We start from the raw sequence: 25,522 nt of genomic DNA on the forward strand, positions 1-25,522 counted from the left end.
CGCGCAGGTCACCAGGACGCCCCGGCAGCGCGGCACTCATGGCACGCGGCAGGGCGCCCAGGCGGGGCGAGCCCTGGGTCGGCGGCCGTCTAGTGCGCGGCGGACTCCCAGGTCGGGCCGGTGCCCATGCTCACCTCGAGAGGGGCCTTCAGCTCGTAGGCGGACGACATCTGGTCGCGGACGAGGCCGGTGAGGACCTCGTGCTCGCCGGGGGCGACCTCGAAGACCAGCTCGTCGTGCACCTGGAGGAGCATCCTGGAGCGCAGGCCGTGCTCCCGCAGGGCGCGGTCGACGTTGAGGCTGGCGACCTTGATGATGTCGGCGGCCGAGCCCTGCACCGGGGCGTTCAGCGCCATCCGCTCGGCCATCTCACGGCGCTGGCGGTTGTCGGAGGTGAGGTCGGGCAGGTAGCGGCGGCGGCCCATGATGGTCTCGGTGTAGCCGTCCTTGCGGGCGCGGTCGACGACCCCGCGCAGGAAGTCGCGGACGCCGCCGAACTGCTGGAAGTACTCCTCCATGAGGGCCCGGGCCTCGTCCGGTGAGATGCGCAGCTGCTGCGACAGGCCGTACGCCGACAGGCCGTAGGCCAGGCCGTAGTTCATCGCCTTGATGCGGGCGCGCAGCTCGGGGTCGATCTGCTCGGGCGGCAGGCCGAACACCCGGGACGCGGTGATGGTGTGGAAGTCGGCCTTGGCGCGGAATGCCTCCAGCAGGGCCTCGTCCTCCGAGAGATGCGCCATGATCCGCAGCTCGATCTGGCTGTAGTCGGCGGTGAGCAGCGACTCGTAGCCCTCGCCGACCACGAACGCCTCGCGGATCTGGCGGCCCTCCGCGGTGCGGATGGGGATGTTCTGCAGGTTGGGATCGGTGGACGACAGCCGCCCCGTGGCCGCGACCATCTGGTTGAACGTGGTGTGGATGCGCCCGGAGTCGTCGGCCATCGGGATCAGGGACGCGACGATGCTCTTGAGCTTGGAGACCTCGCGCCAGCGCAGGATGTGCTCCAGCACCGGGTGGTCGCTCTTCTCGGCCAGGTTGGTCAGGGCCTCGGAGTCGGTGGTGTAGCCGGTCTTGGTGCGCTTGGTCTTGGGCAGCCCGAGCTCCTCGAACAGCACCTGCTGCACCTGCTTGGGCGAGCCCAGGTTGAACTCGTGCCCCACGGCCTGGTGGGCGAGCTGCTCGACCTCCTTCTCCTGACCCGCCAGGCTCGCCTCCATCTCGGCCAGCCGGCCGGTGTCGACGGCGATGCCCGCCCGCTCCATGCCGGCCAGGACCCTCACCAGCGGCAGCTCGACCTCGTGCAGCAGCCGGGTGGCGCCGCGCTCCTCCAGGGCGGCGTCGAGCCTGTCGGCGAGCTCGGCCACGGCGCGGGCCCGTACGGCCAGGTCGTCGGCGGCCTCGGCCTCGCCGGACCCGTCGAGGGTGAGCTGCCCGGAGTCGTCGGCCTCGGCGCGCAGCTCCCGGTGCAGGTAGCGCAGGACGAGGTCGGCCAGGTCGAAGGTGCGCTGCCCGGGCAGCGCCAGGTAGGCGGCCAGGGCGGTGTCGCTGGTGAGGCCGCGCAGCTCCATGCCCCGGGCCGCCAGCGCCAGGCTCGGGCCCTTGGCCTCGTGCAGCGCCTTGGGCCGTGTCGGGTCGCCCAGCCAGGCGGCCAGGGCCCGCTCGTCGTCCTCGATCAGCTCGGCCGGGTCGAGGTACACCGCGGGCGCCGGGCCGGACGTGGCCGGGGCGGACGAGGCCAGCGCGATGCCCGTCACCTCGCCGGTGCCGCGCGCCCACGTTCCGGTGACCGCGACGCCGGTACGGGCCGAGGGCCCGGCGTTCTCCTCCAGCCAGGCGGCCAGCGCGCCGGGCTCCAGCTCCTCGCGGGCGACCTGGAAGCCCTCCTCGGCCTCGGGCTCGGCCGGCGCCAGGGTGGAGTACAGCCGCTCGCGCAGCACCCGGAACTGCAGCGAGTCGAACAGGGTGTGGATCTCCTCGCGGTCCCACTGGCCCATGGTGAGCTGCGGCGGCCGCATCTCCAGCCCGACCTCGGTGTCGAGCCGGTTGATCTGGTGGTTGCGCAGCACCTGGCCCAGGTGCTCGCGCAGGTTGTCGCCGGCCTTGCCCTTGATCTCGTCCACGTGCGCGACCAGGCCGTCGAGGTCGCCGTACTTGGCGAGCCACTTGGCGGCGGTCTTGGGCCCGACCCCGGGGACGCCGGGCAGGTTGTCGCTGCTCTCCCCCACCAGCGCGGCCAGCTCGCGGTACCGCTCGGGCGGCACGCCGTAGCGGGCCTCGACGGCGGCCGGGTCCATCCGGGACAGCTCGGAGACCCCGCGGACCGGGTACAGGACCGTGACGTCCTCGCTGACGAGCTGGAAGGCGTCCCGGTCGCCGGTGACGATCAGGGTCTTCATACCGGACTGGCCGGCCTGGACCGACAGTGTGGCGATGATGTCGTCGGCCTCGTAGCCGGCCACCGACAGCCGCGGGACGCGCAGGGCGTCCAGCACCTCGAAGATCAGGCTGACCTGGCTGCGGAACTCGTCGGGCGCCTTGCTCCGGCCCGCCTTGTACTCCACGTACTGCTCGTGCCTGAACGTCGGCTCGGAACGGTCGAAGGCCACCGCGATGTGGGTGGGCGCCTCGTCCCGCAGGACGTTGATCAGCATCGAGGTGAAGCCGTACACGGCGTTGGTCGGCTGGCCGTCGGTGGTGGTGAAGTTCTCCACCGGCAGGGCGAAGAACGCCCGGTAGGCCAGGGAATGCCCGTCGAGCAGGAGAAGCCGGTCTTGCCGCTTGTCGTCGGGGGTCGCTGCTGTCGTTGCCACACCTGGACTCTAGTCTGCGTGTGCGACAGTTCGAGTCGCTTCGAGGTGCTTCCCGGGGGGCCGGCCCCCACACCCCCGGGAGTTCACCCGAAGTGCGGTTCAAGGGGTAAGAAGGGGCAAAAGGAGGCTCGATGACGACGGAGGGGCGGGACCTCGCCGCGCCGCCACAGGACGCCGCACCGCCAGACGCGGAGGGCGCCGGGTCCGGGGTGAACCGCGGTCTGGCGAGCGCCTTGGGCATCGAGCTCCTGGAGACCACACCGGAGCGGGTGACCGGCCGGATGCCCGTGCGGGGCAACACACAGCCGTACGGGCTGCTGCACGGCGGCGCCTCCTGCGTCCTGGCCGAGACGCTGGGGTCGGTGGGCGCGACGCTGCACGCCGGTCCGGGCCGGAGCGCGATGGGCATCGAGATCAACGCCACGCACCACCGCTCCGCCTCCGAGGGCTGGGTCACCGGCGTCGCCACCCAGGTCCACGGCGGGCGGACGCTCACCGCCTACGACATCGTGATCACCGATGAGCAGGGGCGTCGCGTGTGCACCGCCCGCCTCACCTGCATGCTGCGTGACAAGCCCGCGACCTGACAGGAACGATCCAGCGATTTGGCGTGTTTTGCAGAGGCCGGTACCGGCTTTCCTTTGCCTCGCCCGAGGAACGGTCGGTAGCGTGCATCGGAACGGCCCGGGATCACTGAGTAGACAACGCGCGTGTCCGGACAGGGCGGGCGCGGCCCCAAAGGTGGTTCCGGGTCCGGTCCCCCTCCCCGATCAAGGACCGGAACGCCCCATGGCCCTGCGCACCTGGTCAGTGCTTCCCCAGTTGCTTCCCCGGTTGCTCCCCCTGCTGGCCGTCACGGTCTTCACGGCGACCGCCTGTTCGGACGACGGGGCCGAGGAGGGCCGCACGGCCGCCAAGCCCACCTATGAGCTCCCGCCGCGTCCCGTACGGGACGGGGAGAAGGCGGTGAAGACCCCCACCGCGCGCAGCGGGGAGACCGCGTTCACCGTCATCGGCTACACCGGCGGCATGCCCGAACTCGTCGGCAGCCACGCCGACGTGGCGCCCAAGGGCCGGTACGTCCGGGTGCGGCTCGTGGTGGAGAACACGGGCCGGACCGGGCAGACGTTCGTGCCCAAGGAACAGGTGCTGGTGCTGGCGTCCGGCCGCACCATCGCGCTCGACCGCGAGGCGATGCTGGTCAAGCGGATGCCCGAGCAGTTCCCCGTGGGCGCGGGCATGCGGGTCGAGCTGGACATCTGGTACGACGTCCCCCGCAGCGAGCGTCCCACCGCGATCCGCTTCCAGGGGGAACCGGGCGTGGGCGCGGTGAGCGAGCCCTCGCCCGTGGACGTCAAACTGCCCTGAAGCCTTGACAGGCCGGAAAGCCGGCGTGCCCGCAGCCCCCTGGGCGGGAGGCGGCGGGCACGTCGACGGCGGGGCTATGCGTTCTGCGCCGCCTCACCGAGGTCGCCGCCTAGATAAGCGGCGCGCACCTGCGGGTCGTCCAGCAGTTCCGAAGCAGGGGCCGACTTCACGATGGTCCCTGTCTCCAGGACGTAGGCGCGGTGGGCGAGCTGCAGCGCCTGCTGCGCGTTCTGCTCGACCAGCAGGACGGTGGTGCCGCGCCGGTTGATCTCCGCGATGATCGAGAAGATCTGCTGGACCAGCATCGGCGCCAGGCCCATCGACGGCTCGTCGAGCAGCAGCACCTTGGGCTCGGTCATCAGCGCCCGCCCGATCGCGAGCATCTGCTGCTCGCCGCCGGACATGGTGCCGCCCGGCTGCGTCCTGCGCTCGGCCAGCCGAGGGAACAGCTCGTAGACCTGCCTGAGGTCCTTGGAGACGTCCCCCTTGCGGCTGTAGGCGCCCATCAGCAGGTTGTCCTCGACCGACATCCCGGGGAAGATCCCGCGGCCCTCAGGGGCCTGGGCGATGCCCGCCAGCACCCGCCGGTGGCCGGGCATCCGGCTGATGTCCTTCCCGTCGAACCGCACCCGGCCGGCCGACAGCGGGCGCAGGCCGGAGATGGTCTTCAGGGTCGTGGTCTTGCCGGCCCCGTTGGCGCCGATCAGCGAGACGATCTCGCCCTGCCCGACCTCGATCGTGATGCCCTTGAGCGCCGCGATCTTTCCGTAGTGGACGTGCACGTCCTCGATCTCAAGAAGCATCGGCGGGAGCCCCCAAGTACGCCTCGATCACCCTCGGGTTGTTCTGCACCTCGGCGGGCAGGCCCTCGGCGATCTTCTGGCCGAAGTCCAGGACCGCCACCCGGTCGCTGATCCCCATCACCAGCCCCATGTCGTGCTCGATGAGCAGCACCGTGCGGCCGCTGTCGCGGATCTTGCGGATGAGCTCCTGCAGCGACAGCTTCTCCGCCGGGTTCATGCCGGCGGCGGGCTCGTCCAGCAGCAGCAGGGTGGGGTCGGTGGCCAGCGCACGCGCGATCTCCAGCCGGCGCTGGTCGCCGTACGGCAGGTTCTTGGCGACCTCGTCGATCCGGTGCGGGATGCCGACGAACGTCAGCAGCTCCCTGGCCTTGTCCCGGCCGTCCCGCTCCTCCCTGCGGTGGAGGGGCAGGCCCAGCGAGGCGCTGACGAACCCGGTGCGGTGGTGCGCGTCCGCCCCCACCATCACGTTCTCCAGGGCCGTCATGTTGTGGAACAACCGCACGTTCTGGAACGTGCGCGCCACGCCGAGCTTGGTGACGGCGAACCGCTTCATGCCGTTCAGCCGCCGGCCGTCGAACACCACGTCCCCGGACGTCGGCCGGTAGACGCCGGTGGTCACGTTGAACACCGTCGTCTTGCCCGCTCCGTTCGGCCCGATCAGGGCGAAGATCTCGCCCTTGCGCACGGTCAGGTCCAGCTCGTTCACCGCGACCACGCCGCCGAAGCGCATGGTCAGCGACTTCAGCTCCAGCAGCGGCTCACCGCCCGGCGCCTCGGGGGCCTCGGAAGCCTCGGGGATCGTCTTCTCGGCTTCGCCACGGCTCATTTGGACACCACCTCGGTCGCTCCGGGCGCGCTGGTGGGCGTGGCTACCTCGGCGCCCATGCTGCCCATCCCGCCGGTGCCCTCGGCCAGCTCGGCCTTGCGCTGCCTGGACGGCAGCAGGCCCTCCGGCCGCAGCGCCATCATCAGCACCAGCGCGGCACCGAACATCAGCACGCGGTAGTCCGCCAGCTCACGGAACCGCTCCGGCAGCCAGGCCACCAGGAACGCGCCCAGCATCACGCCCGGCAGGTTACCCGAACCGCCCAGCACCACCGACGACAGCAGCAGCGCCGACACGATGAACAGGAAGTTCGCGGGGATGATCGACGTCGCCTGCGCGCCGTACAGGACGCCGGCCAGGCCGCCGATGGCCGCGCCGATCGCGAACGCCGCCAGCTTGAACCGGAACGTCGGGACGCCCATCAGCTCGGCCGCGTCCTCGTCCTCGCGGATGGCCGCCCAGGCGCGGCCCACCCGGCTGCGCTCCAGCCGCTTCACGAAGATGATCGTTATGACGATGGCGGCCAGCATCAGGTAGTAGTACGGCCGCATGTCCAGCGCCCCGTACTGGAACGGGGAAACGCCGCCGAGCCCCAGCGAGGTCCACGGCTCCACGTCGGGGATCTCCCACTCGGTCAGCGTCGGCGGGTGCGGGATGCCGGAGATGCCGTTCGGGCCGCCGATCGCCGGCGTGTTGCGCGCCGAGATCCGGATGATCTCACCGAAGCCCAGTGTGACGATCGCCAGGTAGTCGCCCCGCAGCCGCAGCGTGGGAGCGCCCAGGATCACCCCGGACAGCGCCGCCAGCAGGATGCCCACGGCCAGGATCTCCCAGAAGTTCCAGCCGAGGTTCTTCCCCAGGATCGCCATCGCGTAGCCGCCGATGGCGAAGAACGCGACATAACCCAGGTCGAGCAGGCCCGCCTGCCCCACCACCACGTTCAGCCCGATCGCCAGCAGGATGTACCCGCCGATCGGGAAGAACAGCAGCGTCGACCAGTCGCTCTCCGGCGACATGAACTCGCCGATCGTCGACGACGGCAGCAGCACGGCCCCGACGATCAGCAGCAGGTAGACGGTCCACCGGCCGGCCGGCGGCAGGGTCGCCCACCTCCGGCTCGCGGTGTCGGTCATCTGCGACCACGCCGAGCGCGGGCTCCGCAGCCTGCCCACGGCCCCGTTCGGCGGAGCCGCGGCCGTCTTCACCTCGGACCCGGGCACCTTGCCCTCCTTCTCGCCCTTCGGCCCGGTCATGCTCGGGCCTTCTGCAACGACTCGCCGAGGATGCCGGTCGGGCGGAACATCAGCACCAGGACCAGGACGACGAACGCGACCACGTCACGCCAGTCCGACCCGAAGACCGAGGATCCGTACATCTCCAGCAGCCCCAGCGTCATGCCGCCGACCAGGGCGCCCCGCAGGTTGCCGATGCCGCCGAGCACGGCCGCGGTGAACGCCTTGATCCCCAGCAGGAACCCGACCATGTAGTGCGCCTCTTCGAAGCGCATGATGTACAGGGCGGCGGCCACACCGGCCATCGCGCCGCCCAGCGCGAACGTCGCCATGACGACACGGTCGATGTTGACGCCCATCAGGACCGCGGTCTCGGGGTCCTGCGCCGTCGACCGGATGCCCCGGCCCAGCCTGGTCCGGTTCACGAAGACGTCCAGCAGGACCATCATCAGGATCGCGCCGATCACCATGATCAGCTTGTCGCTGCGCACGTCGATCGTGCCGAAGGTGAACAGGTTCCCGATCGACACGAAGAGCGACAGCACGTAGGCCACGACCCCGACGGCGGCGCCGCCCAGCAGCAGCCGTCCCGAGGTCCGCCGGGTCAGCGCCGTCCGGAAGGTGGGCTTGGCGGTGGGCGCCGGCGCCCGGCCCGTCTCGGGCTCCTTGGTCAGGGTCGCCGTGCCGCCGCCTGGAGGGGTGTCGTCGCGGGACGCGGAACCCGCCATGATGCCGGCGAGGTACTCCTCGTCCTCGGCGCGCGCCGAGGACCGCCGCGCCCCGCGGAAGTCCAGGTAGAGCCACACCAGGCCGGCGACGAACGCGGCCAGGCCCAGCAGGGCCACCAGCCGCACCACGTCCACCTCGAAGCGGACCGTGAACAGGTTCACCGGGTTGACGAAGTCGTTCGACTGCACCGGCAGCCGGCCGCCCTCCTTCGGGCGGTCGAACAACCTCGGGATCACCACCAGGGCGAACAACTGCTGGAGGAACAGCGAGGCGCCGATCGCGGAGATCAATGCCGCGAGCCGCGACGCGCCCTTCTTCCGCAGAGGCCGGTACGCCACCAGTTCCAGCAGGATCGCCGCACCGCCCGAGACCAGTCCCGCGCACAGCGCCAGCACCAGGACGACGCCGATCAGCGTCACCGTCCCGACCGGAGTGGTGATGCCCATGATCTCCACCGCGCCGATCGCGGTGAAGGTGCCGATCATGAAGATCTCGGAGTGCGCGAAGTTGATCAATCGCAGGACGCCGTAGACCAGGGTGTAACCCAGCGCCACGAGGGCGTAGATGGCGCCGAGCGAGATGCCGTCCACCGTGGACGGCCAGAACTGATCAATGAAATCGTTGAGCACTTGTCAGGCCGCCTTCATCGGAGGAGCGGGAGCACTTCTGGCACTCCCGCTCCTGCGTCGTTCAAGCCGCCCGCCGGTAGGCGAACGAACCCCGCCGGTCAGGCGAACGGACGATGACTAATCCTCGACCTTCGCGTCCTTCGCGTTGCCGAGCAGCGGCAGCGTCTGGCCCGTGACCTGGTAGACGTAGACGTCCGCGACCGCCGGGTCACCCTGCGGGGTGAACTTGATCGGCTTGGAGACGCCCGGCACGTCCACCGTCGACAGGAACTCGTTGATCTTCTCGGGGGTGGTGTTCCCCGCCTTGATCGCCTCGATGAACGCGGTCGCCGCGTCGTAGCCCTCGGCCGAGTAGATCGCCGTCTCCGAGCCGTACTTGGCCTTGTAGGCGTCGGAGAACTTCTTGGACGCCGCGCTGGCCTTGCCGGTCGGGTCGATCAGGCACGGGCAGGCGATGATCGAGCCGTCGGCGTTGGTGCCGCCGGCACCGCTGGCCAGGCCCTTGTCCAGGGAACCGTCGCCCGACAGGAAGCGGGCGTCGACGCCGCCCTCGCGCAGCTGCTTGATCAGCTTGCCGCCGGCCGCGTAGTAGCCGCCGAAGAAGATGGCGTCGGGGGCGAAGCTCTTCGCCGCGTTCACCGACGCCGAGTAGTCCGACGCCTCCGGGTCGATCGCGCTGACCTCGGTCGTCGCGCCGGCGCTCTTGGCGGTGTTCTCGACCGTCGTGGCCAGCGGCTTACCGTACTCGGAGTTGTCGTGGATGACGAAGACCTTCTTGGCCTTGAGGGAGTTCGTGATGAACTGGCCCACCGCCGCGCCCTGGGCGTCGTCGTTGCCGACGATCCGGTGGTAGTACTTCCACCCGTTCTTGGTCAGCGCCGAGTTGGTCGCCGAGGGCGACACCGACGGGATCTTGCCCTCTTCCAGGGCCGGTCCCACCTGCTGGCTCTCGCCGGAGAACGCGGGACCGATCAGGCCGACGATCTTGTCCTTGGTGATCGCGGTCTTGGCCAGCGGCAGCGCCTGCTCGCCCTTGCCCTGGCTGTCGTAGGTCTTGAAGTTGATCTTGACCTTGGGGTTGGTGGCGTTGTACTCCTCGATGGCCATCTGAGCGCCCTGCTTGGGCGGGATGACGAGGCCGGAGTTCTCCCCGGTCAGGTCACCCATGAAGCCGATCGTGACGGTGTCGCCGCCACCGCTGCCCCCGCCTTCGTCGTCGCCGCACGCGGCCGCGCTGAGCGCGAGCGCCGCACTCAGCGCCACAGCGCCGGTGACCCTCATCAAGTTGCGCCGCAAGGTGCCTAACCTTTCCATCCGGATCCACCACGGATCGGGTACGAGTGGAGCCCGGGGGACCGCACTCCCGTCAAGAGAAGGGCAAAGCGGTCACTCGGGGACCAGTCCGTAGTACACCGACCCGGGACCACAGATCAGCACCTCTGAGATGAAGGGTTACCCCTTCGTTACGCCCCCGTGCCCATCGGATAGCACCCGTGGCCACGCACGATTACGGACGGTAACGACCCGTTGCGCGAGCGGTGAGGCGCCCGCGGCGGCCGGCCGGCCTCGGGACCGGGCATGGCCCGCGGCACACGGAACCCGGAGGTCACGCCTTCGTTTCGGCGTCCCCCTCCTGCCGCCCGCCCAGCGCTCCCGCCACCACGGCGTCCGCGACCGCCCGCATCGTCAGCCGCCGGTCCATCGACGTCTTCTGGATCCACCGGAACGCCTGGGGCTCGCTCCATCCGTTCGCCTGCTGCAGCAGCCCCTTGGCCCGGTCGATCACCTTCCGGGTCTCCAGCCGCTCCTGGAGGTTGGCGACCTCGGCCTCCAGCGCCCGCAGCTCGGTGTACCGGCTCACCGCCATCTCGATCGCCGGCGCGAGGTCCGTCTTGCTGAACGGCTTGACCAGGTACGCCATCGCCCCGGCCTCGGTGGCCCGCTGGACGAGCTCGCGCTGCGAGAACGCGGTCAGGATCACCACCGGCGCGATCCGCTCCGCGGAGATCCGCTCGGCCGCGGAGATCCCGTCGAGCACGGGCATCTTGACGTCCAGGATCACCAGGTCCGGCCGGTGCTCGGCCGCCAGCCGCACGGCGGTCTCCCCGTCGCCGGCCTCGCCGACGACCTGATAGCCGTCCTCCTGAAGCATCTCCTTGAGATCGAGCCGGATCAGGGCCTCGTCTTCTGCGATCACAACTCGCCGAGCGCTCTCCGTCACGCGCACGAGACTACCGGGACCCGCTACCCTGGTCTTGGCCAGGTCTGCCGGGGAACGCCCTTCCAGGGAGGTTCCTCGCGGCTTCCGCATGACTACTCCAGACGTCCGATTTATTCTGATATTTCGGTAATACATATACGAAGAGATGCCCCGATAGCCCAACCGGCAGAGGCAATGTGCTCAAACCACATCCAGTGTGGGTTCGAATCCCACTCGGGGCACCAGCCAACGACGACCGTCCGATCACCGGCGGCCGCCCATCGTGCGGCGGATGATGCCGGATGCGCCCCACGCCCGGCCCATCTCCCCTGAGGCACCCGCGCGGCCACGCGGACGGGTGGCCGCGCGCGAGGGTGCGTCAGTTGCCCCCGCCGGTCGCCTGGGCGATCGCGTCGCCGATGCGATGGACTCTCAGGGCGTTGGTGGAACCGGGGGTGCCGGGCGGGGAGCCGGCGACGATGACGACCTTGTCGCCCTTCTGGACGCGCCCCGACTCCAGCAGGCCCTGCTCGACCTGGCGGACCATCTCGTCGGTGTGGTTGGCGAACGGGACGATGTGCGTCTCGACGCCCCACACGTGCGCGAGCTTGCCGCGGACGGCGGGCACCGAGGTGAAGGCCAGCAGCGGGATGGGCGAGCGGTAGCGCGACAGGCGGCGGGCGGTCTCGCCGGACATGGTGAAGGCGACCAGCGCCTCCGCGCCGACGATCGCGCCGACCTCGGCCGCCGCGCGGGCGATGGCGCCGCCGACGGTCTCCGGCTTGCGGTCGAGGGTGTGGGTCGCCTCGAGCGCGGCGCCCTCGGCGGCGGTGACGATGCGGCTCATGGTCCGCACGGCCTCGATCGGGTACTGGCCCACGCTGGTCTCGCCGGAGAGCATCACCGCGTCGGCGCCCTCGAAGACGGCGTTGGCCACGTCGGAGGTCTCGGCGCGGGTGGGACGCGGAGCCGAGATCATCGAATCCAGCATCTGGGTGGCGACGATGACCGGGCGGGCCTTCTCGCGGCACAGCTCGATGGCGCGCTTCTGCACGATCGGGACGGCCTCCAGGGGCAGCTCCACGCCCAGGTCGCCGCGGGCGACCATGATGCCGTCGAAGGCGGCGACGATCTCCGGCAGCAGATCGACGGCCTGCGGCTTCTCGATCTTGCCGATCAGCGGGACGCGGACGCCCTCCTCCTCCATGATCTGGTAGCAGATGTCGGCGTCGGCGGGGGTGCGGACGAAGCTCAGCGCGACCATGTCGACGCCCAGGCGCAGCGCCCAGCGCAGGTCGGCCTCGTCCTTCTCGGTGAGGGCGGGCACGCTGACGGGAACGCCGGGCAGGTTGAGCCCCTTGGAGTCGGAGATCATCCCGCCGACCTCGACGGAGGTGCGGACCCTGGGGCCGTCGACCTCGACCACCCGCAGCGCCACCCGGCCGTCGTCGATCAGCACCGTGTCGCCGGGCGCGACGTCGCCCGGCAGGCCCTTGTAGGTGGTGGAGACCTCCTTGCGGGTGCCCGGAACGTCCTCGGTGGTGATGGTGAAGTCGTCGCCGAGGGTGAGCCGTACCGGACCGTCCGGGAACCGCCCGATGCGGATCTTGGGCCCCTGGAGGTCGGCCAGGACGCCGACGCCGCGCCCGGTCGCCGTGGCCGCGGCCCGCACCCGGTGGTACACCTCTTCGTGGACGGAGTGGTCGCCATGGCTCAGGTTGAGCCTGGCGACGTCGACACCGGCCTCGACGAGGGCGTGGATCTGCTCGGCACTGGAGCAGGCGGGGCCGATGGTACTGACGATCTTCGCTCGACGGGTCACACCACAACGCTACTTAGTTACCTGCCGGTACGTACATTCGCGCAGGATACGGTCGCGAAAGATTCACCGAGTGGTCTAGCTCAAGGTCTAGACCACCGGGCGGGGCCCGTCCCCGCCGCCGGGGACGGCCCTGAGCGGCCCCCGGTCAGCGCTGGAACGCCTCGACGGCGGCCTGCGAGAACGCCTTGAGGTCGTCGGGCTTGCGGCTGGTGACCAGGACGTTGGGGCCGGACTCGTCCACGACGACCTCCTCGTCCACCCAGTCGGCGCCCGCGTTGCGCAGATCGGTGCGCAGGCTCGGCCAGGAGGTCAGCCGGCGGCCCCGCGCGACCCCCGCCTCGGCGAGCGTCCACAGCGCGTGGCAGATGGCGGCGACCGGCTTGCCCGCCTCGAAGAACCGCCTGACGAACGCGACCGCCTCGGGCCGCGTCCGCAGGAAGTCGGGGTTGGCGACGCCGCCCGGAAGGACGAGCCCGTCGAAGTCGTCCGGGCTCGCGCCGTCGACGGTGGCGTCCACCTCGAAGGTGTCGCCCTTGTCGAAGTGGTTGAACGCCTGCATCCGTCCCGGCCGGGTGGAGACCAGCCGCGGCTCCCCGCCGGCCCGCTCGACGGCGCGCCAGGGTTCGGTCAGCTCGACCTGCTCGACGCCCTCGGGCGCCGCCAGGAAGGCGATGGTCTTGCCCTGCAGCTCGTTGGCCATGTCCTCTCTCCCCTCCGCGTTCGGGTCCCACCGGTGTGCGGGCCCCACTCGTCGCCCCCTGCCCAGCCAGGCGGGCGCTATTCGGCCGCGGCCCCTGGTCCGTGTCGGAGGCGGGTGGTAAGCAGGGGATCGTGGACGCCGCCCGGTATCGCGAGTTCCCCGCCCCGCCGGGGAGCGGCCTGGCCTGCCTGTGGACGCAGGAAACGCCCGGCGGCGCCGAGCGGCCGTACCCGCACCCGGTGGTCCCTGACGGCTGCGTCGACCTGATCTGGTGGAGCCGGGACGGCGCGATCATGGTGGCGGGCCCCGACACCGGGCCCAACCCCGCCACGCTGCTGCCGGGCGACCGGCTGGTCGGGGTGCGGTTCCGCCCGGGAACGGCGCCGCCGGTGCTGGGCGTGCCCTCCGACGCGGTACGCGACGGCCGCCCGCCCCTGCGCGAGCTGTGGGGCGCGGACGCCGACCGCCTCGCCGAGGCCGTCGCCGCGTCCGGCGACCCGCACGGCACCCTGGTGCGCGCCGTCCTGGCCAGGGCCACCTCGGACCCCGACCCGCTGGTTCCCGCGATCGTGGACGGCCTCCGGTCCCGGACCGTACGCGAGGTGGCCGACGACATCGGCTTGGGCGACCGCCAGCTCCGCAGGCGGTCGCTCGCGGCCTTCGGCTACGGGCCGAAGACCTTGCAGCGCGTGCTGAGGTTCCAGCGCGCGCTGGAGATGGCCCGTGCGGGGCGTCCCCTCGCGGACGTCGCGTACGCCACCGGCTACGCCGACCAGGCGCACATGGCCAACGAGGTACGCGCCCTGGCCGGCACCCCGATCCGGGCCCTGCTCCAGCCGGGGACGCCGGGCGGCTAACGGCCCGCCGGCCGCGCCCGGCCTCAGGGCCGGCCTTGGTCCACCCGGTCGAAGGGTTCGTTGAGGCTGTACCAGTTGCCGGAATCGTCGCGGAAGATCGCCTCGACGCCGTACGGCCGCTTCTGCGGCTCCTGGACGAAGGTGACGCCCTTGGCCGACAGCCGCTCGTACTCGGCCTGGCAGTCGTCGGTGATGAACACCCCGGCGCCGAGGACGCCCTTGGCGATCAGGGCGCGCAGCCGCTCGGCGGACTCGGGGTCCAGCGACGGCGGGCCGGGCACCATCAGCGTGAGCTGCACGTCGGGCTGGCCCTTCGCGCCGACGGTCACCCACCGCATGCCGCCCTCCCCCATGGGCAGGTCGGCGCGCTCTTCGAGGCCGAGCCTGCCGACGAAGAACTCCTTGGCCGAGTCCTGGTCCAGGCACCAGATGGTGGCGATGCCGAATGCCTTGATCATGATGTTCTCCTTTCGCGGGCACCACGCTAGGAGAGGGCGGAGCGGACCGGCTTCTTCAAAATTGCCGCCCGGAGGGCCCGCCCGCGTCATGGCGGAAGCCACCCGCCCAGAACAGTACGAAGCATCCCGGTATCGGCGCCGCACCGGACCTGCGGGTGCTTTCGCGGAACTCGCCGGGCGTCATCCCCACCTGCCGCTTGAACCGCGTGCAGAACGTGCCGAGGCTGGTGAAGCCCACCATCAGGCAGACCTCGGTGACCGTGAGGTTGGCCGAGCGCAGCAGCTCCTGGGCTCGCTCGATGCGCCTGCGGGCGAGATACCGGCCGGGCGTCTCCCCGTACACGTCCCGGAAGAGCCGGACGAAGTGATAGCGCGAGTAGCCCGCGCGTGCCGCCACCTCCGCCACGTCCAGTGGACGGGACCATTCACGGTCCATGACGTCCTTGGCGACCCTCAGCCGCCGGAGCACACCTGTGTCCGGGGCGTGGGGGGCCGGCGCGCCTCGCATGGGCGCGATCGTCCCACACGCCCCGGACGGGACGGCGGTCGCGGTCAGGAGATCGGGCGCGCCGTGGGCGGGATCGGGTACGGCAGCGCGGTCTCCCCGCGCAGGAACTTGTCGACGCCGTGCGCGGCGGCCCGTCCCTCGGCGATCGCCCAGACGATCAGGGACTGGCCGCGGCCCATGTCGCCGGCCACGAAGACCCCGTCCACCGAGGTCCGGTAGTCGGCGTCGCGGACGACGTTGCCGCGCTGGTCGAGCTCGACGCCGAGCTGCTCCAGCAGGCCCTCGCGCTGCGGCCCGAGGAATCCCATGGCCAGGGTGACCAGCTCGGCGGGGATCTCCCGCTCGGAGCCCTCGACGGGCTTGAAGCCGGTCTCGGGCCCGCCGACCTCCACCAGCCTCAGGGCGCGGACGTTGCCGTCCTCGTCGCCGAGGAACTCGGTGGTGGACACCGCGTACATCCGCTCGCCGCCCATGTCGGCGAGCTCCTCGTGGGCGCTCTCCATCTTGAACAGCATCGGGTACGTCGGCCACGGCTGGTGGTCGGGCCGGGTCCGCGGCGGCCGCGGCATGATCTCCAGCTGGGTGATGGACTTCGCGCCCTGCCGGATCGCGGTGCCGATGCAGTCGGCGCCGGTGTCGCCGCCGCCGATGACCACCACGTGCTTGCCCGCGGCGGAGATCGGGGACTCGGGGAAGTCGCCCTCCCGCACCCGGTTGGCCGGGGGCAGGTACTCCATAGCCTGGTGGACGCCCTTGAGCTCGCGCCCGGGGACGTTCAGGTCGCGCCAGGCCGTGGCGCCGCCGGCCAGCACGACCGCGTCATGGCCGGCGCGCAGCTCGTCGGCGGTGAGGTCGGCGCCGACGTTCACCGAGGTCCGGAACTCGGTGCCCTCGGCGCGCATCTGCCCGATGCGCCGGTCGAGGTGCCGCTTCTCCATCTTGAACTCGGGGATGCCATAGCGCAGCAGGCCGCCGATCCGGTCGGCGCGCTCGTACACCGTGACGTCGTGCCCGGCGCGGGTGAGCTGCTGCGCGGCGGCGAGCCCCGCCGGCCCCGAGCCGACGACCGCCACCTTCTTGCCGGTGCGGACCGCGGGCGGCCGCGGCTCCACCCAGCCCTCGGCGAAGGCCCGGTCGATGATCTCCACCTCGACCCGCTTGATCGTCACCGGGTCCTGGTTGATGCCCAGCACGCACGCGCTCTCGCACGGCGCGGGGCACAGCCGCCCGGTGAACTCGGGGAAGTTGTTGGTGGCGTGCAGCCGCTCGATCGCCTCCCGCCAGTCCTTGCGGTAGACGAGGTCGTTCCACTCGGGGATGAGGTTGCCCAGCGGGCACCCCTGGTGGCAGAACGGGATGCCGCAGTCCATGCAGCGGCTCGCCTGCTTCTCGAGCCGGTCCCCGCCGAAGTCCTCGTAGACCTCCGACCAGCTCTTGATGCGCACGTCCACCGGGCGCCGCTTCGGGAGCTCGCGCTGGACGGTCAGGAAACCCTTCGGGTCGGCCATGGTGTGCTCGCCCCCTCTCTCAGCCCTGGGCCGCGGCCATGATGGCCTCGTCGACGTCCCGGCCCTCGGCCTCGGCCTTCGCCTTGGCCTCCAGGACGCGCCGGTAGTCCCGCGGCATGATCTTCGTGAACCGCCCGGCCGCGGTCTCCCACTCGGCCAGCAGCTTCTCGGCCACCGTGGAGCCGGTCTCGGCCAGGTGCCGCTCCACCAGGACGCGGACGAACTCCGCGTCCTCCTCGGTGAGCGGTTCCAGGTCCACCATCTCCTTGTTGACCCGTTCGGCGACCAGATCGAGCACGTAGGCGATGCCGCCGGACATGCCCGCCGCCACGTTGCGCCCGGTCGGGCCGAGGATCACCGCGCGCCCGCCGGTCATGTACTCGCAGGCGTGGTCGCCCGCGCCCTCGACGACGGCGGTGGCGCCGGAGTTGCGGACGCAGAACCGCTCGCCCACCACGCCCCGCGCGAACAGCTCGCCCGAGGTGGCGCCGTACAGCATCACGTTGCCGCCGATGATCTGCTGCTCGGCGGCGAACGGCGCGTCCGCGGGCGGCCTCAGTGTGAGCCGCCCGCCCGACAGGCCCTTGCCGACGTAGTCGTTGGCGTCGCCGACCAGCCGCAGCGTGACGCCGCGCGGGACGAACGCGCCGAACGACTGCCCCGCCGAGCCGGTGAAGGTGACGTCGATGGTGTCGTCGGGCAGGCCCTCGCCGCCCCACTTCTTGGTCACCTCGTGGCCCAGCATCGTGCCGACGGTGCGGTTGACGTTGCGGATCGGCAGCTCCAGGGTCACCTTGTCGCCGTACGCGATCGCGCCTTCGGCGAGCTGGATCAGCGTGTTGTCCAGCGCCTTCTCCAGGCCGTGGTCCTGGGAGGTGGTGCGGCGCAGCGCCGCGCCCTCGGGCAGCTCGGGACGGTACAGGATCGGCGACAGGTCGAGCCCGGCGGCCTTCCAGTGCTCCACCGCCCGCCGCGCGTCGATCATCTCGACATGCCCGATGGCCTCGTCCAGCGACCGGAACCCGAGCGCGGCCAGGTACTCGCGGACCTCCTGGGCGACGAACTCGAAGAAGTTGACCACGAACTCGGCCTTGCCGCTGAACCGCCGGCGCAGCACCGGGTTCTGGGTGGCGACGCCGACCGGACAGGTGTCCAGATGACACACCCGCATCATCACGCAGCCGGACACCACCAGCGGCGCGGTGGCGAAGCCGTACTCCTCGGCGCCCAGCAGCGCCGCGATGATCACGTCCCGGCCGGTCTTCATCTGCCCGTCCGCCTGCACCACGATCCGGTCGCGCAGCCCGTTGAGCAGCAGCGTCTGCTGCGTCTCGGCCAGGCCGAGCTCCCAGGGCGCGCCGGCGTGCTTGAGCGAGGTCAGCGGGGACGCGCCGGTGCCGCCGTCATGCCCGGAGATCAGCACCACGTCGGCGTGCGCCTTGGACACCCCGGCCGCGACCGTGCCCACGCCCACCTCGGCGACCAGCTTCACGTGCACCCGCGCGGACGGGTTGGAGTTCTTCAGGTCGTGGATGAGCTGGGCCAGGTCCTCGATCGAGTAGATGTCGTGGTGCGGCGGCGGCGAGATCAGCCCGACGCCGGGCGTGGAGTGCCGGGTCTTGGCGATCCACGGGTAGACCTTGTGGCCGGGCAGCTGCCCGCCCTCGCCAGGCTTGGCGCCCTGCGCCATCTTGATCTGCAGGTCGTCGGCGTTGGTCAGGTACTCCGAGGTCACGCCGAACCGGCCGGAGGCCACCTGCTTGATCGCGCTGCGCCGCAGGTCGCCGTTCTCATCGGGGGTGAACCGCTCCGGGTCCTCGCCGCCCTCGCCGGTGTTGGACTTGCCGCCCAGCCGGTTCATCGCGATCGCCAGCGTCTCGTGCGCCTCCGCCGAGATCGACCCGTACGACATCGCGCCGGTGGAGAACCGCTTGACGATCTCCGACACCGGCTCGACCTCCTCGATCGGCACCGGCGGGCGCTCGCCCTCGCGCAGGTCGAACAGGCCGCGCAGCGTCATCAGCGCCGCGGCCTGCGAGTCCACCGAGGAGGTGTACTCCTTGAAGATCTCGTAGCGGCGGGTCCGGGTGGCGTGCTGGAGCTTGAACACCGTCTCGGGGTTGAACAGGTGCCGCTCGCCCTCGCGCCGCCACTGGTACTCGCCGCCGACCTCCAGGGTGCGGTGCGCGGGCTCGTTGCCGCCCGGCGGGTGGGCGCGGCGGTGCCGCTCGGCGACCTCGCGGGCCAGCACGTCGAAGCCGACGCCGCCGAGCCGGGAGGTGGTGCCGGTGAAGCAGCGCTCGATGACCTCCGCGCCGAGCCCGATCGCCTCGAAGATCTGCGCGCCGGTGTAGGAGGCGACGGTGGAGACCCCCATCTTGGACATGATCTTCAGCACGCCCTTGCCGTACGCCTTGATCAGGTTGCGCACGGCCTTGGCCGGGTCCAGGCCCTCGATCGCGCCGGTGGCGATCAGGTCCTCGACGGTCTCGATCGCCAGGTACGGGTTGATCGCCGACGCGCCGTAGCCGATGAGCAGCGCCATGTGGTGGCACTCGCGGGCCTCGGCGGTCTCCACCACCAGGCCGACCCGGGTACGGGTCTTCTCCCTGATCAGGTGGTGGTGCACGGCGCCGGTGAGCAGCAGCGAGGGGATCGGGGCGCGCTCGGCGTCCGAGCCGCGGTCCGACAGCACGATGGTCCCGGCGCCGTCGGCGATGGCCCGCGACACCTCGGCGCAGATCTCCTCGAGGCGCCGCTCCAGGGCCCGGCCGCCGCCGGCGACCTCGTACAGGCCGTGCACGACATGGGCGCGCAGATGCGGCAGGTCGCCCTCGTCGTCGATATGGATGATCTTGGAGAGCTCGTCGTTGTCCAGGATCGGGGTGGGGAGCACCAGCCGCCGGCACGAGTGCGGGCCGGGCTCCAGCAGGTTGCCCTCCGGGCCGAGCGTGGACTGCAGCGAGGTGACGAGCTCCTCGCGGATCGCGTCCAGCGGAGGGTTGGTGACCTGCGCGAACAGCTGCTTGAAGTAGTCGAACAGCAGGCGGGGGCGCTCCGACAGCACCGCGAGCGGGGTGTCGGTGCCCATCGACCCGATCGGCTCGGCGCCCGTCCTGGCCATCGGGGTCAGGATGACCCGCTGCTCCTCCAGGGTGTAGCCGAACGTCTGCTGCCGCTTGACCAGCGTCTGATGGGTGGGGATCTCCCGCTCGCGCCGCGGCAGCTCCTCGAACCGCACCAGGCCCTGGTGCAGCCACTCCCCGTAGGGGTGGGCCGCCGCCAGCTCGGCCTTGACCTCGTCGTCCTCGATGATCCGGCCGGCCGCGGTGTCCACCAGGAAGATCTTGCCGGGCTGCAGCCGGCCCTTGCGGACCACCTTGGACGCGGGGATGTCCAGCACCCCGGTCTCGCTGGCCAGCACCACGAGCCCGTCGTCGGTCACCCAGTACCGGCCGGGACGCAGCCCGTTGCGGTCCAGGACGGCGCCGGCGACCGTGCCGTCGGTGAAGGTCACGCTGGCGGGGCCGTCCCACGCCTCCATCAGCGTGGAGTGGAACTCGTAGAACGCCCGGCGCGCCGGGTCCATCTCGGTGTGGTTCTCCCACGCCTCGGGGATCATCATCAGCACCGCGTGCGGCAGCGACCGGCCGCCCAGGTGCAGCAGCTCCAGGCACTCGTCGAACGACGCGGTGTCGCTGGCCTCGATGTCGATCACCGGGTAGATCCGGGACAGGTCGCCGGGCAGCAGGTCGGACTTGAGGAGCGCCTCGCGGGCGCGCATCCAGTTCCGGTTGCCCTTCACCGTGTTGATCTCGCCGTTGTGCGCGATGAACCGGTACGGGTGCGCCAGCTCCCAGGCCGGGAAGGTGTTGGTGGAGAACCGCGAGTGCACCAGCGCGATCGCGCTGGCGAAGCGGGTGTCGGACAGGTCCGGGAAGAACGGCTCCAGCTGCGGCGTGGTCAGCATCCCCTTGTAGACCACGGTGCGGCTGGACAGGCTCGGGAAGTACACCTTCACGTCCTGCTCGGCGCGCTCGCGCATGCAGAACACGACCCGGTCCAGCTCCAGGCCCTTCTTGCCCGCGTGCGGGCCGTCTCCGGCGGGGGCGACGAACAGCTGCGCGAAGTGCGGCATCGCCTTGCGGGAGGCGGGCCCGGCGAAGTCGGGGTCGTGCGGCAGCTCGCGCCAGCCCAGCACGGCCAGGCCCTCCTCGGCGCACAGCCTCTCCACGTGCGCGACCGCGGCGGCCCGCTCGGCGGCGTCCACCGGGAGGAACGCGATGCCCGCCGCGTACCCGCCGGGCTCGGGCAGCCCGAAGTCGCACACCTCGCGGAAGAACGCGTCCGGGATCTGGACGAGGATGCCCACGCCGTCGCCGTCGTCGGGCTCGGCGCCCACGGCGCCCCGGTGGTCGAGGTTCCTCAGGACGGTCAGGGCCTTGCGGATGATCTCATGGCTGGGGCGTCCCCGCAGGTCCGCGACCATGGCGACCCCGCAGGCGTCGTGCTCGTTCGCCCGGCTGTACAACCCCTGGTCAGGGGGTGTTCCCGGAACGAGGGCAGCAGCGGCCATCAACCCTCCCGTCGTCGCGTGTCGCCGCTCGTGCCGGCGACTCGAATCTCACCTTCGATGCCTTGTGCAGGCGCGGGACGACGTTGGCCCTGCTGCGGTGTGAAGACATTACCTCACGCCCGGATCATCCCCGGGTGACCGAGATCGCGAAACTCCTCGCGCCGGTCGCCGGGGACCCGAGAGTGGTTTAGACCAGGATACCGGCCGACTTTTCGGTCAAATCGCCCTGACCTCGGTGATCATCCTCACGGCCAGACCATGTTTACCCCGTAACGGGCGAAACATGCGTGCAACCCCGGAGAATCTCGCGCGGTCCGCCGCTCAGGACGCGGGCGGCGTGGCGCGGGCGGCCCTGCCCAGCGCCGACGGGGCCTTCCCACCCTCGATCAGCAGGGACAACAGCGTCTCGTCCTGGGCTGTTCCCTGCCCGTCGATCTGCCCGTCGTCCTGCCCGTCGAGCCGCTGCGCCCAGGCCACGACCGCGTAGTGACCCATCGCCAGGCCCCGCGCCATGGTGAACCCCTGCCCGAACCTGTCCAGCGGAGCCTCCGCCTCCAAGGGACGGACGAAGCCCCCACCGCCGCCCAGCAGGGCCACCAGGCGGTCCGCGTCCTGCTTGCCGGCCAGGTTGAACACCGCGACGGTCAGCGCGTAACCCTGGCCCGCCTTCTTCCCGGCGTCCGCGTACACGCCCCGTACGGCCTGGGTGCACGCCCCCTGGCGGAGCACGTCGCCGACGCCCGAACCCCACACGGCCGCCGCGCAGTCACCGTCGAGCCGCTTGGCCTTCAACGCGAGTTCCACCCCCGCGTCCGGCAGCTCGATCTTCTGGGCGCGCTTGGGGAACGCCTCCTCGATCGTCAGCGGCGCCGCGTCCTCGGACCGCTGCTCGATCGCCGCGTACGCCCCGGTGGACGGGCTGCTGGAGTAGGACGACGGGGACACGCCGCTCTCGGCGGGCCGTCCCACGACCGGACCCGGCGCGGCGCTCCGCCCCGTGCCCTCGTCACCGCCCAGGACCAGCACCGCGACCAGGGCGGCCACCATGATCACGGCAAGCCCGCCGGCGGCGGCGAAGTAGCGCCTGGACGTCCCGCCCCGGCCCTTGCGGGGCGGATCCTCACGGGTGACGGCCGGGCGCGGGCGGGGGCCGGTCGCGTTCTCGTGGAGCGGGGGCCGCCCCTCGTCCGGGCGGCGGCCACGCGCCTTTCCGGCGCCCTTGGGACGCGGTCGGCCGGCGGCGGCCCGCTCCGGGGGCGGTTCAGGGGACGCCCCGCGTTTCCACCGCTTCCCCTGCCTCTTCGCCTGCCCCTTTGCCTGGGCGGCGGAACGTTCCCGGGGCTCCTGCGGGAGCCGCGGCCGCGGGACCGGACCCCGCGGCGGCGGTGGCGGTGCCCCGCGCCCCGCCTGACCGCCGCGGCCCTCCGGCGGGCGCGGGCGCGGGACGCGACCACGCGGCATGACCTGGTCCCAGCCCCCCGGTTCGGGAGGACCGCCCCGGCGGCGGGCCGGCGGGGCGGCACGGCCCGGCTGGGGACGCGGGCGGCGGGCGGCCTGCCCGCGCTGCTCCTGCGGGCCGCGGCGGGGCTGGTTCCGGTCCACGGTGGCGGGGCCCTACCGGGTCCCGTCGGTGAGCTGGAGCCGCCCCCACACGAAGTCGGCGGGCTTCTCGATGGCGAGGCTGACGTCGATCATCTCGTTGAGCGAGGCGGGCTGGGCTCCCCCGGCGCGCTGCACCCAGGTGACGACCACGTAGTGCCCGTACGCCTGGGCGTACGCGGCGCTGAACCCGGAGGCGAAGGCGGGGGCGCCCTCGGCGGCCAGCGGGTAGACGAAACCGGCGGCGGTCTGCGGGTCGAGAACGCGCACGATCTGCTGCGCGCCCTCCTGGTTCAGCAGGTTGATCGCGATGAACTGCCCGACGTGGCCGCGATCCTGGCTGACGTACGCGCCGCGGGCGATCTGCGAGCACTGGTACTTGGCCAGGTCGGCCTGCAACCGCGCGCCCCAGGTGACGGACTTGCAGTCGTTGCTGATCTGGGAGGCGGCCAGGGTGAAGGAGTACTTCTTGTAGGTGACCGTCTTGACGTCGGCGGGGAACGCCTCGCCCTGCGTGACCGGCCGCTGATCGGCGCTGCGCTGCGCCAGCTTGGCCATGTCCTTGTCGGCTATCTGCGGCGTGTACGCGGTCGGGGACAGCTTGGCGCCGTTGCCCGGACCGGTCGCCGCCTCCTTGTCGCCGCCGCCTCGGAGCACGAAGAACGCGGCGGCGCCGGCGACGGCCAGCACCGCGACCACGGCCACGACGATCAGCGGGAGCCTGGACCGGGGCGGCCCGTCCTTGGCACGGCTGCGGGGTCTGTCCTCCGGCCAGAAGTCGCCGCCGCCCTCCTGGCGCGGCGCCCGGCCGGTGCGCGATGCCTGCGACGCCTGGGAACCGGTCGCATGAGTACCACGAGCCTCGATCACAGTCCGGGAGCTTAGCGGTCCACCGCCCGCTCGCGCGTCCAAAAGGATGTTTCGCCCCGATTCGCGGATCGCGCTCCGTGCCCGGGCGTCACACTCCGCTGACGCCGATCAGCGCTCCCACCGCGTACGTGATCCCGGCGGCCGCGGCACCGAAGGCGAGCTGGCGCAGCCCGCCGAACCACCACGGCCGCGCGGTCACCCGGGACGCCAGCGCGCCCACGCCGAACAGCCCCACCCCGGCGACGACCATGGCGGGCCACAACGCCCCCGTCCCGAACAGGTACGGCAGCACCGGCAGCGCGGCGCCCAGGGCGAACGACAGGAACGACGACACCGCCGCCAGGAGCGGCGAGGGCAGCTCGCCGGGCGTCACCCCCAGCTCCTCGCGGGCGTGCACCTCCAGCGCCTCTTCCGGGTCGCGCGACAGCTGCCGCGCGACCTCGGCGGCCAGCTCGGCGTCCACGCCCCGGTCGATGAAGACCTGGGCCAGCTCCCGCTGCTCGGTGTCCGGATGGCGGGCCAGCTCCAGCCGCTCCACCTCGATCTCGGCCTCGGCCAGCTCGGACTGCGAGGCCACCGAAACGTACTCCCCCACCGCCATCGAGAACGCCCCCGCCGCCAGGCCCGCCAGCCCGGCCAGCAGCACCACCTCCGGGGACGCCTGGCCGCCCGCCACCCCGGCGATCAGCGCGAAGTTGGACACCAGCCCGTCCATCGCGCCGAACACCGCGGGCCGCAGCCAGCCACCGGTGACGTCCCGGTGCTGATGGTGGTGCTCGGCCGACAACGCTACTTGCGGTCTTTCACGGGTTCCGCCTTGGCGTCCTCGCCGTCATCGGCGGGCTCGTCCTCCGACGACGCCTCGGGTTCTCCGGGCTTCTCGGGTTCCTCCGGTTCCTCGGATCCCATGGACCCCTTGGGCTGATCCGGTTTCTCCGGCTCCTCCGGCGCCTCGTCCTTCTCGGCCTCCGCCTCGGAGGACACCGGCTCGGGCTCCGGCTCCGGATCGGGCTCCTTCTCGGACGCGGGCTCCGAGTCCTTCTCGTCCTTCTCGTGGGCCTCGGCGGCCTCGGCGGTGTCCTTCTCCTCCGGTGCCGCGTCCGGCTCGCTCGCTTCGCCCTCCGGGGCGGCGACCGCGCCGCCCGCCTCGGCCTCCGGACCGGTCTCGGGCGCGGCGCCGACCCGCTCCGGCCCGGTCTTGCCGCGTGCCCAGTAGAGGTAGGCCACGGCGCCGATGAAGACGAGCAGCGCCGTCCAGTTGTTGAGCCGCATGCCCAGCACGTGGTGGGCGTCGTCGATGCGCAGCCACTCGATCCAGAACCGGCCGGCGGTGTAGCCCGCCAGGTAGAGCGCGAACGCTCGGCCGTGCGTCAGCTTGTAGCGGCGGTCGGCCCAGATGACCAGGGCGGCGACGCCGATGCACCACAGGAACTCGTACAGGAACGTGGGGTGGTAGGTGGCGATGTCGGCGTACCGGGGGTCGAGGCTGCCGTCCTCCAGGCGCGGCCGGTGCGCCGGGTCGATCTCCAGGGCCCAGAAGGCGTCCAGCGGGCGGCCGTACAGCTCCTGGTTCCAGTAGTTGCCCCACCGGCCGATGGCCTGGCCGAGGGCGATGCCGGGGGCGACCGCGTCGCCCAGCGCGGCCACGGAGATCCCGTGCCGGCGGCAGCCGATGTACGCGCCGAGCGCGCCGAACAGGACGGCGCCCCAGATGCCCAGGCCGCCCTCCCAGATCTTCAGCGCGTCCACCGGGTCGCGGCCCTCGCCGAAGTAGCGCTGGGCGTCGGTCACCACGTGGTAGACCCGTCCGCCGACCAGCCCGAACGGGACGGCCCACACGGCGAGGTCGATGACCACGCCCGGCCGGCCGCCCTTGGCCGCCCACCGCCGCTCGCCCAGCCAGACCGCGACGACGATGCCAATGATGATCATCAGGGCGTAGGCGCGGATGGGGACGAAGCCCAGATGCCAGACGCCCTGAGCGGGACTAGGTATGGAAGCCACCGGCTGCATGGGCGTTGACGTTA

20 protein-coding genes and 1 tRNA gene are annotated in these 25,522 nt (G+C 71.6%); 4 read left to right on the forward strand and 17 right to left on the reverse strand.

The window, feature by feature from the left end; all coding sequences use genetic code 11:
• Positions 1-89 precede the first annotated feature (89 nt).
• Positions 90-2,810 (reverse strand): DNA polymerase I, encoded by a 2,721-nt coding sequence (polA, locus tag ACGWYJ_RS16640; RefSeq protein WP_395106889.1) that lies wholly within the window; start codon positions 2,808-2,810, stop codon positions 90-92.
• 131 nt (positions 2,811-2,941) lie between these two features.
• Between polA and ACGWYJ_RS16645 the strand changes: the two genes are divergently transcribed.
• Positions 2,942-3,397, forward strand: a complete 456-nt coding sequence (locus tag ACGWYJ_RS16645) for a PaaI family thioesterase (RefSeq protein ID WP_395106890.1) — start codon at positions 2,942-2,944, stop codon at positions 3,395-3,397.
• A 202-nt stretch (positions 3,398-3,599) separates the two neighbouring features.
• Positions 3,600-4,178, forward strand: a complete 579-nt coding sequence (locus ACGWYJ_RS16650; RefSeq protein WP_395106891.1) for a DUF4352 domain-containing protein — start codon at positions 3,600-3,602, stop codon at positions 4,176-4,178.
• Between the two features lie 74 nt (positions 4,179-4,252).
• On the opposite strand, the gene ACGWYJ_RS16655 is transcribed toward ACGWYJ_RS16650, so the two are convergent.
• The 6 genes from ACGWYJ_RS16655 to ACGWYJ_RS16680 all read right to left on the reverse strand — a co-directional run bounded on the left by ACGWYJ_RS16655 (position 4,253) and on the right by ACGWYJ_RS16680 (position 10,624).
• Positions 4,253-4,981, reverse strand: coding sequence for an ABC transporter ATP-binding protein (locus ACGWYJ_RS16655; protein ID WP_395106892.1), 729 nt, complete (start codon positions 4,979-4,981; stop codon positions 4,253-4,255).
• Positions 4,971-5,711, reverse strand: a complete 741-nt coding sequence (locus ACGWYJ_RS16660; protein WP_395106937.1) for an ABC transporter ATP-binding protein — start codon at positions 5,709-5,711, stop codon at positions 4,971-4,973. Before ACGWYJ_RS16660 ends, ACGWYJ_RS16655 begins: the two co-directional genes overlap by 11 nt.
• A gap of 92 nt (positions 5,712-5,803) precedes the next feature.
• Positions 5,804-6,940 (reverse strand): branched-chain amino acid ABC transporter permease, encoded by a 1,137-nt coding sequence (locus ACGWYJ_RS16665; RefSeq protein ID WP_395106938.1) that lies wholly within the window; start codon positions 6,938-6,940, stop codon positions 5,804-5,806.
• A 116-nt stretch (positions 6,941-7,056) separates the two neighbouring features.
• Positions 7,057-8,397 (reverse strand): branched-chain amino acid ABC transporter permease, encoded by a 1,341-nt coding sequence (locus tag ACGWYJ_RS16670; RefSeq protein ID WP_395106893.1) that lies wholly within the window; start codon positions 8,395-8,397, stop codon positions 7,057-7,059.
• A 117-nt stretch (positions 8,398-8,514) separates the two neighbouring features.
• Complete coding sequence (locus tag ACGWYJ_RS16675) at positions 8,515-9,693, reverse strand: branched-chain amino acid ABC transporter substrate-binding protein (protein WP_395106894.1); 1,179 nt, start codon at positions 9,691-9,693, stop codon at positions 8,515-8,517.
• 310 nt (positions 9,694-10,003) lie between these two features.
• The gene (locus ACGWYJ_RS16680) at positions 10,004-10,624 is read right to left on the reverse strand and encodes an ANTAR domain-containing response regulator (RefSeq protein ID WP_395106895.1); all 621 of its coding nucleotides are present in this window, start codon (positions 10,622-10,624) and stop codon (positions 10,004-10,006) included.
• 141 nt (positions 10,625-10,765) lie between these two features.
• Between ACGWYJ_RS16680 and ACGWYJ_RS16685 the strand changes: the two genes are divergently transcribed.
• A tRNA-Leu gene (locus tag ACGWYJ_RS16685) sits at positions 10,766-10,842 on the forward strand.
• Positions 10,843-10,976: 134 nt separating this feature from the next.
• Here the strand turns inward: ACGWYJ_RS16685 and pyk are convergent.
• Together pyk and ACGWYJ_RS16695 are read right to left on the reverse strand one after the other, a co-directional pair.
• Positions 10,977-12,419 carry a pyruvate kinase gene (gene pyk, locus ACGWYJ_RS16690; protein WP_285694173.1) on the reverse strand — a complete coding sequence of 481 codons (1,443 nt, stop codon included), beginning with the start codon at positions 12,417-12,419 and terminating at the stop codon, positions 10,977-10,979.
• Positions 12,420-12,564: 145 nt separating this feature from the next.
• Complete coding sequence (locus tag ACGWYJ_RS16695) at positions 12,565-13,119, reverse strand: type 1 glutamine amidotransferase domain-containing protein (RefSeq protein ID WP_395106896.1); 555 nt, start codon at positions 13,117-13,119, stop codon at positions 12,565-12,567.
• Positions 13,120-13,250: 131 nt separating this feature from the next.
• On the opposite strand from ACGWYJ_RS16695, the gene ACGWYJ_RS16700 reads away from it, so the two are divergent.
• Positions 13,251-13,976, forward strand: a complete 726-nt coding sequence (locus tag ACGWYJ_RS16700) for a helix-turn-helix domain-containing protein (RefSeq protein WP_395106897.1) — start codon at positions 13,251-13,253, stop codon at positions 13,974-13,976.
• Positions 13,977-13,999: 23 nt separating this feature from the next.
• Here ACGWYJ_RS16700 and ACGWYJ_RS16705 read toward each other — a convergent pair whose 3' ends face one another.
• The 8 genes from ACGWYJ_RS16705 to lgt form a co-directional block, all read right to left on the reverse strand.
• Positions 14,000-14,434 (reverse strand): VOC family protein, encoded by a 435-nt coding sequence (locus ACGWYJ_RS16705; RefSeq protein WP_395106898.1) that lies wholly within the window; start codon positions 14,432-14,434, stop codon positions 14,000-14,002.
• A gap of 55 nt (positions 14,435-14,489) precedes the next feature.
• Positions 14,490-14,942 (reverse strand): helix-turn-helix transcriptional regulator, encoded by a 453-nt coding sequence (locus ACGWYJ_RS16710; protein ID WP_395106899.1) that lies wholly within the window; start codon positions 14,940-14,942, stop codon positions 14,490-14,492.
• Positions 14,943-14,986: 44 nt separating this feature from the next.
• Complete coding sequence (locus ACGWYJ_RS16715; RefSeq protein WP_395106900.1) at positions 14,987-16,450, reverse strand: glutamate synthase subunit beta; 1,464 nt, start codon at positions 16,448-16,450, stop codon at positions 14,987-14,989.
• A 19-nt stretch (positions 16,451-16,469) separates the two neighbouring features.
• Positions 16,470-21,026, reverse strand: coding sequence for a glutamate synthase large subunit (gltB, locus tag ACGWYJ_RS16720; protein WP_395106901.1), 4,557 nt, complete (start codon positions 21,024-21,026; stop codon positions 16,470-16,472).
• Between the two features lie 321 nt (positions 21,027-21,347).
• Positions 21,348-22,628 carry a hypothetical protein gene (locus tag ACGWYJ_RS16725; RefSeq protein WP_395106902.1) on the reverse strand — a complete coding sequence of 427 codons (1,281 nt, stop codon included), beginning with the start codon at positions 22,626-22,628 and terminating at the stop codon, positions 21,348-21,350.
• A 12-nt stretch (positions 22,629-22,640) separates the two neighbouring features.
• Complete coding sequence (locus ACGWYJ_RS16730; RefSeq protein WP_395106903.1) at positions 22,641-23,495, reverse strand: hypothetical protein; 855 nt, start codon at positions 23,493-23,495, stop codon at positions 22,641-22,643.
• 88 nt (positions 23,496-23,583) lie between these two features.
• On the reverse strand, positions 23,584-24,282 hold the full coding sequence (locus ACGWYJ_RS16735; RefSeq protein WP_395106904.1) for a VIT1/CCC1 transporter family protein: 699 nt from the start codon (positions 24,280-24,282) through the stop codon (positions 23,584-23,586).
• 2 nt (positions 24,283-24,284) lie between these two features.
• Positions 24,285-25,508 carry a prolipoprotein diacylglyceryl transferase gene (lgt, locus tag ACGWYJ_RS16740; protein WP_395106905.1) on the reverse strand — a complete coding sequence of 408 codons (1,224 nt, stop codon included), beginning with the start codon at positions 25,506-25,508 and terminating at the stop codon, positions 24,285-24,287.
• Positions 25,509-25,522: the final 14 nt, after the last annotated feature.

The sequence above is a fragment of the Actinomadura sp. SCN-SB genome (genome assembly GCF_043906805.1).
GTDB lineage: Bacteria > Actinomycetota > Actinomycetes > Streptosporangiales > Streptosporangiaceae > Spirillospora.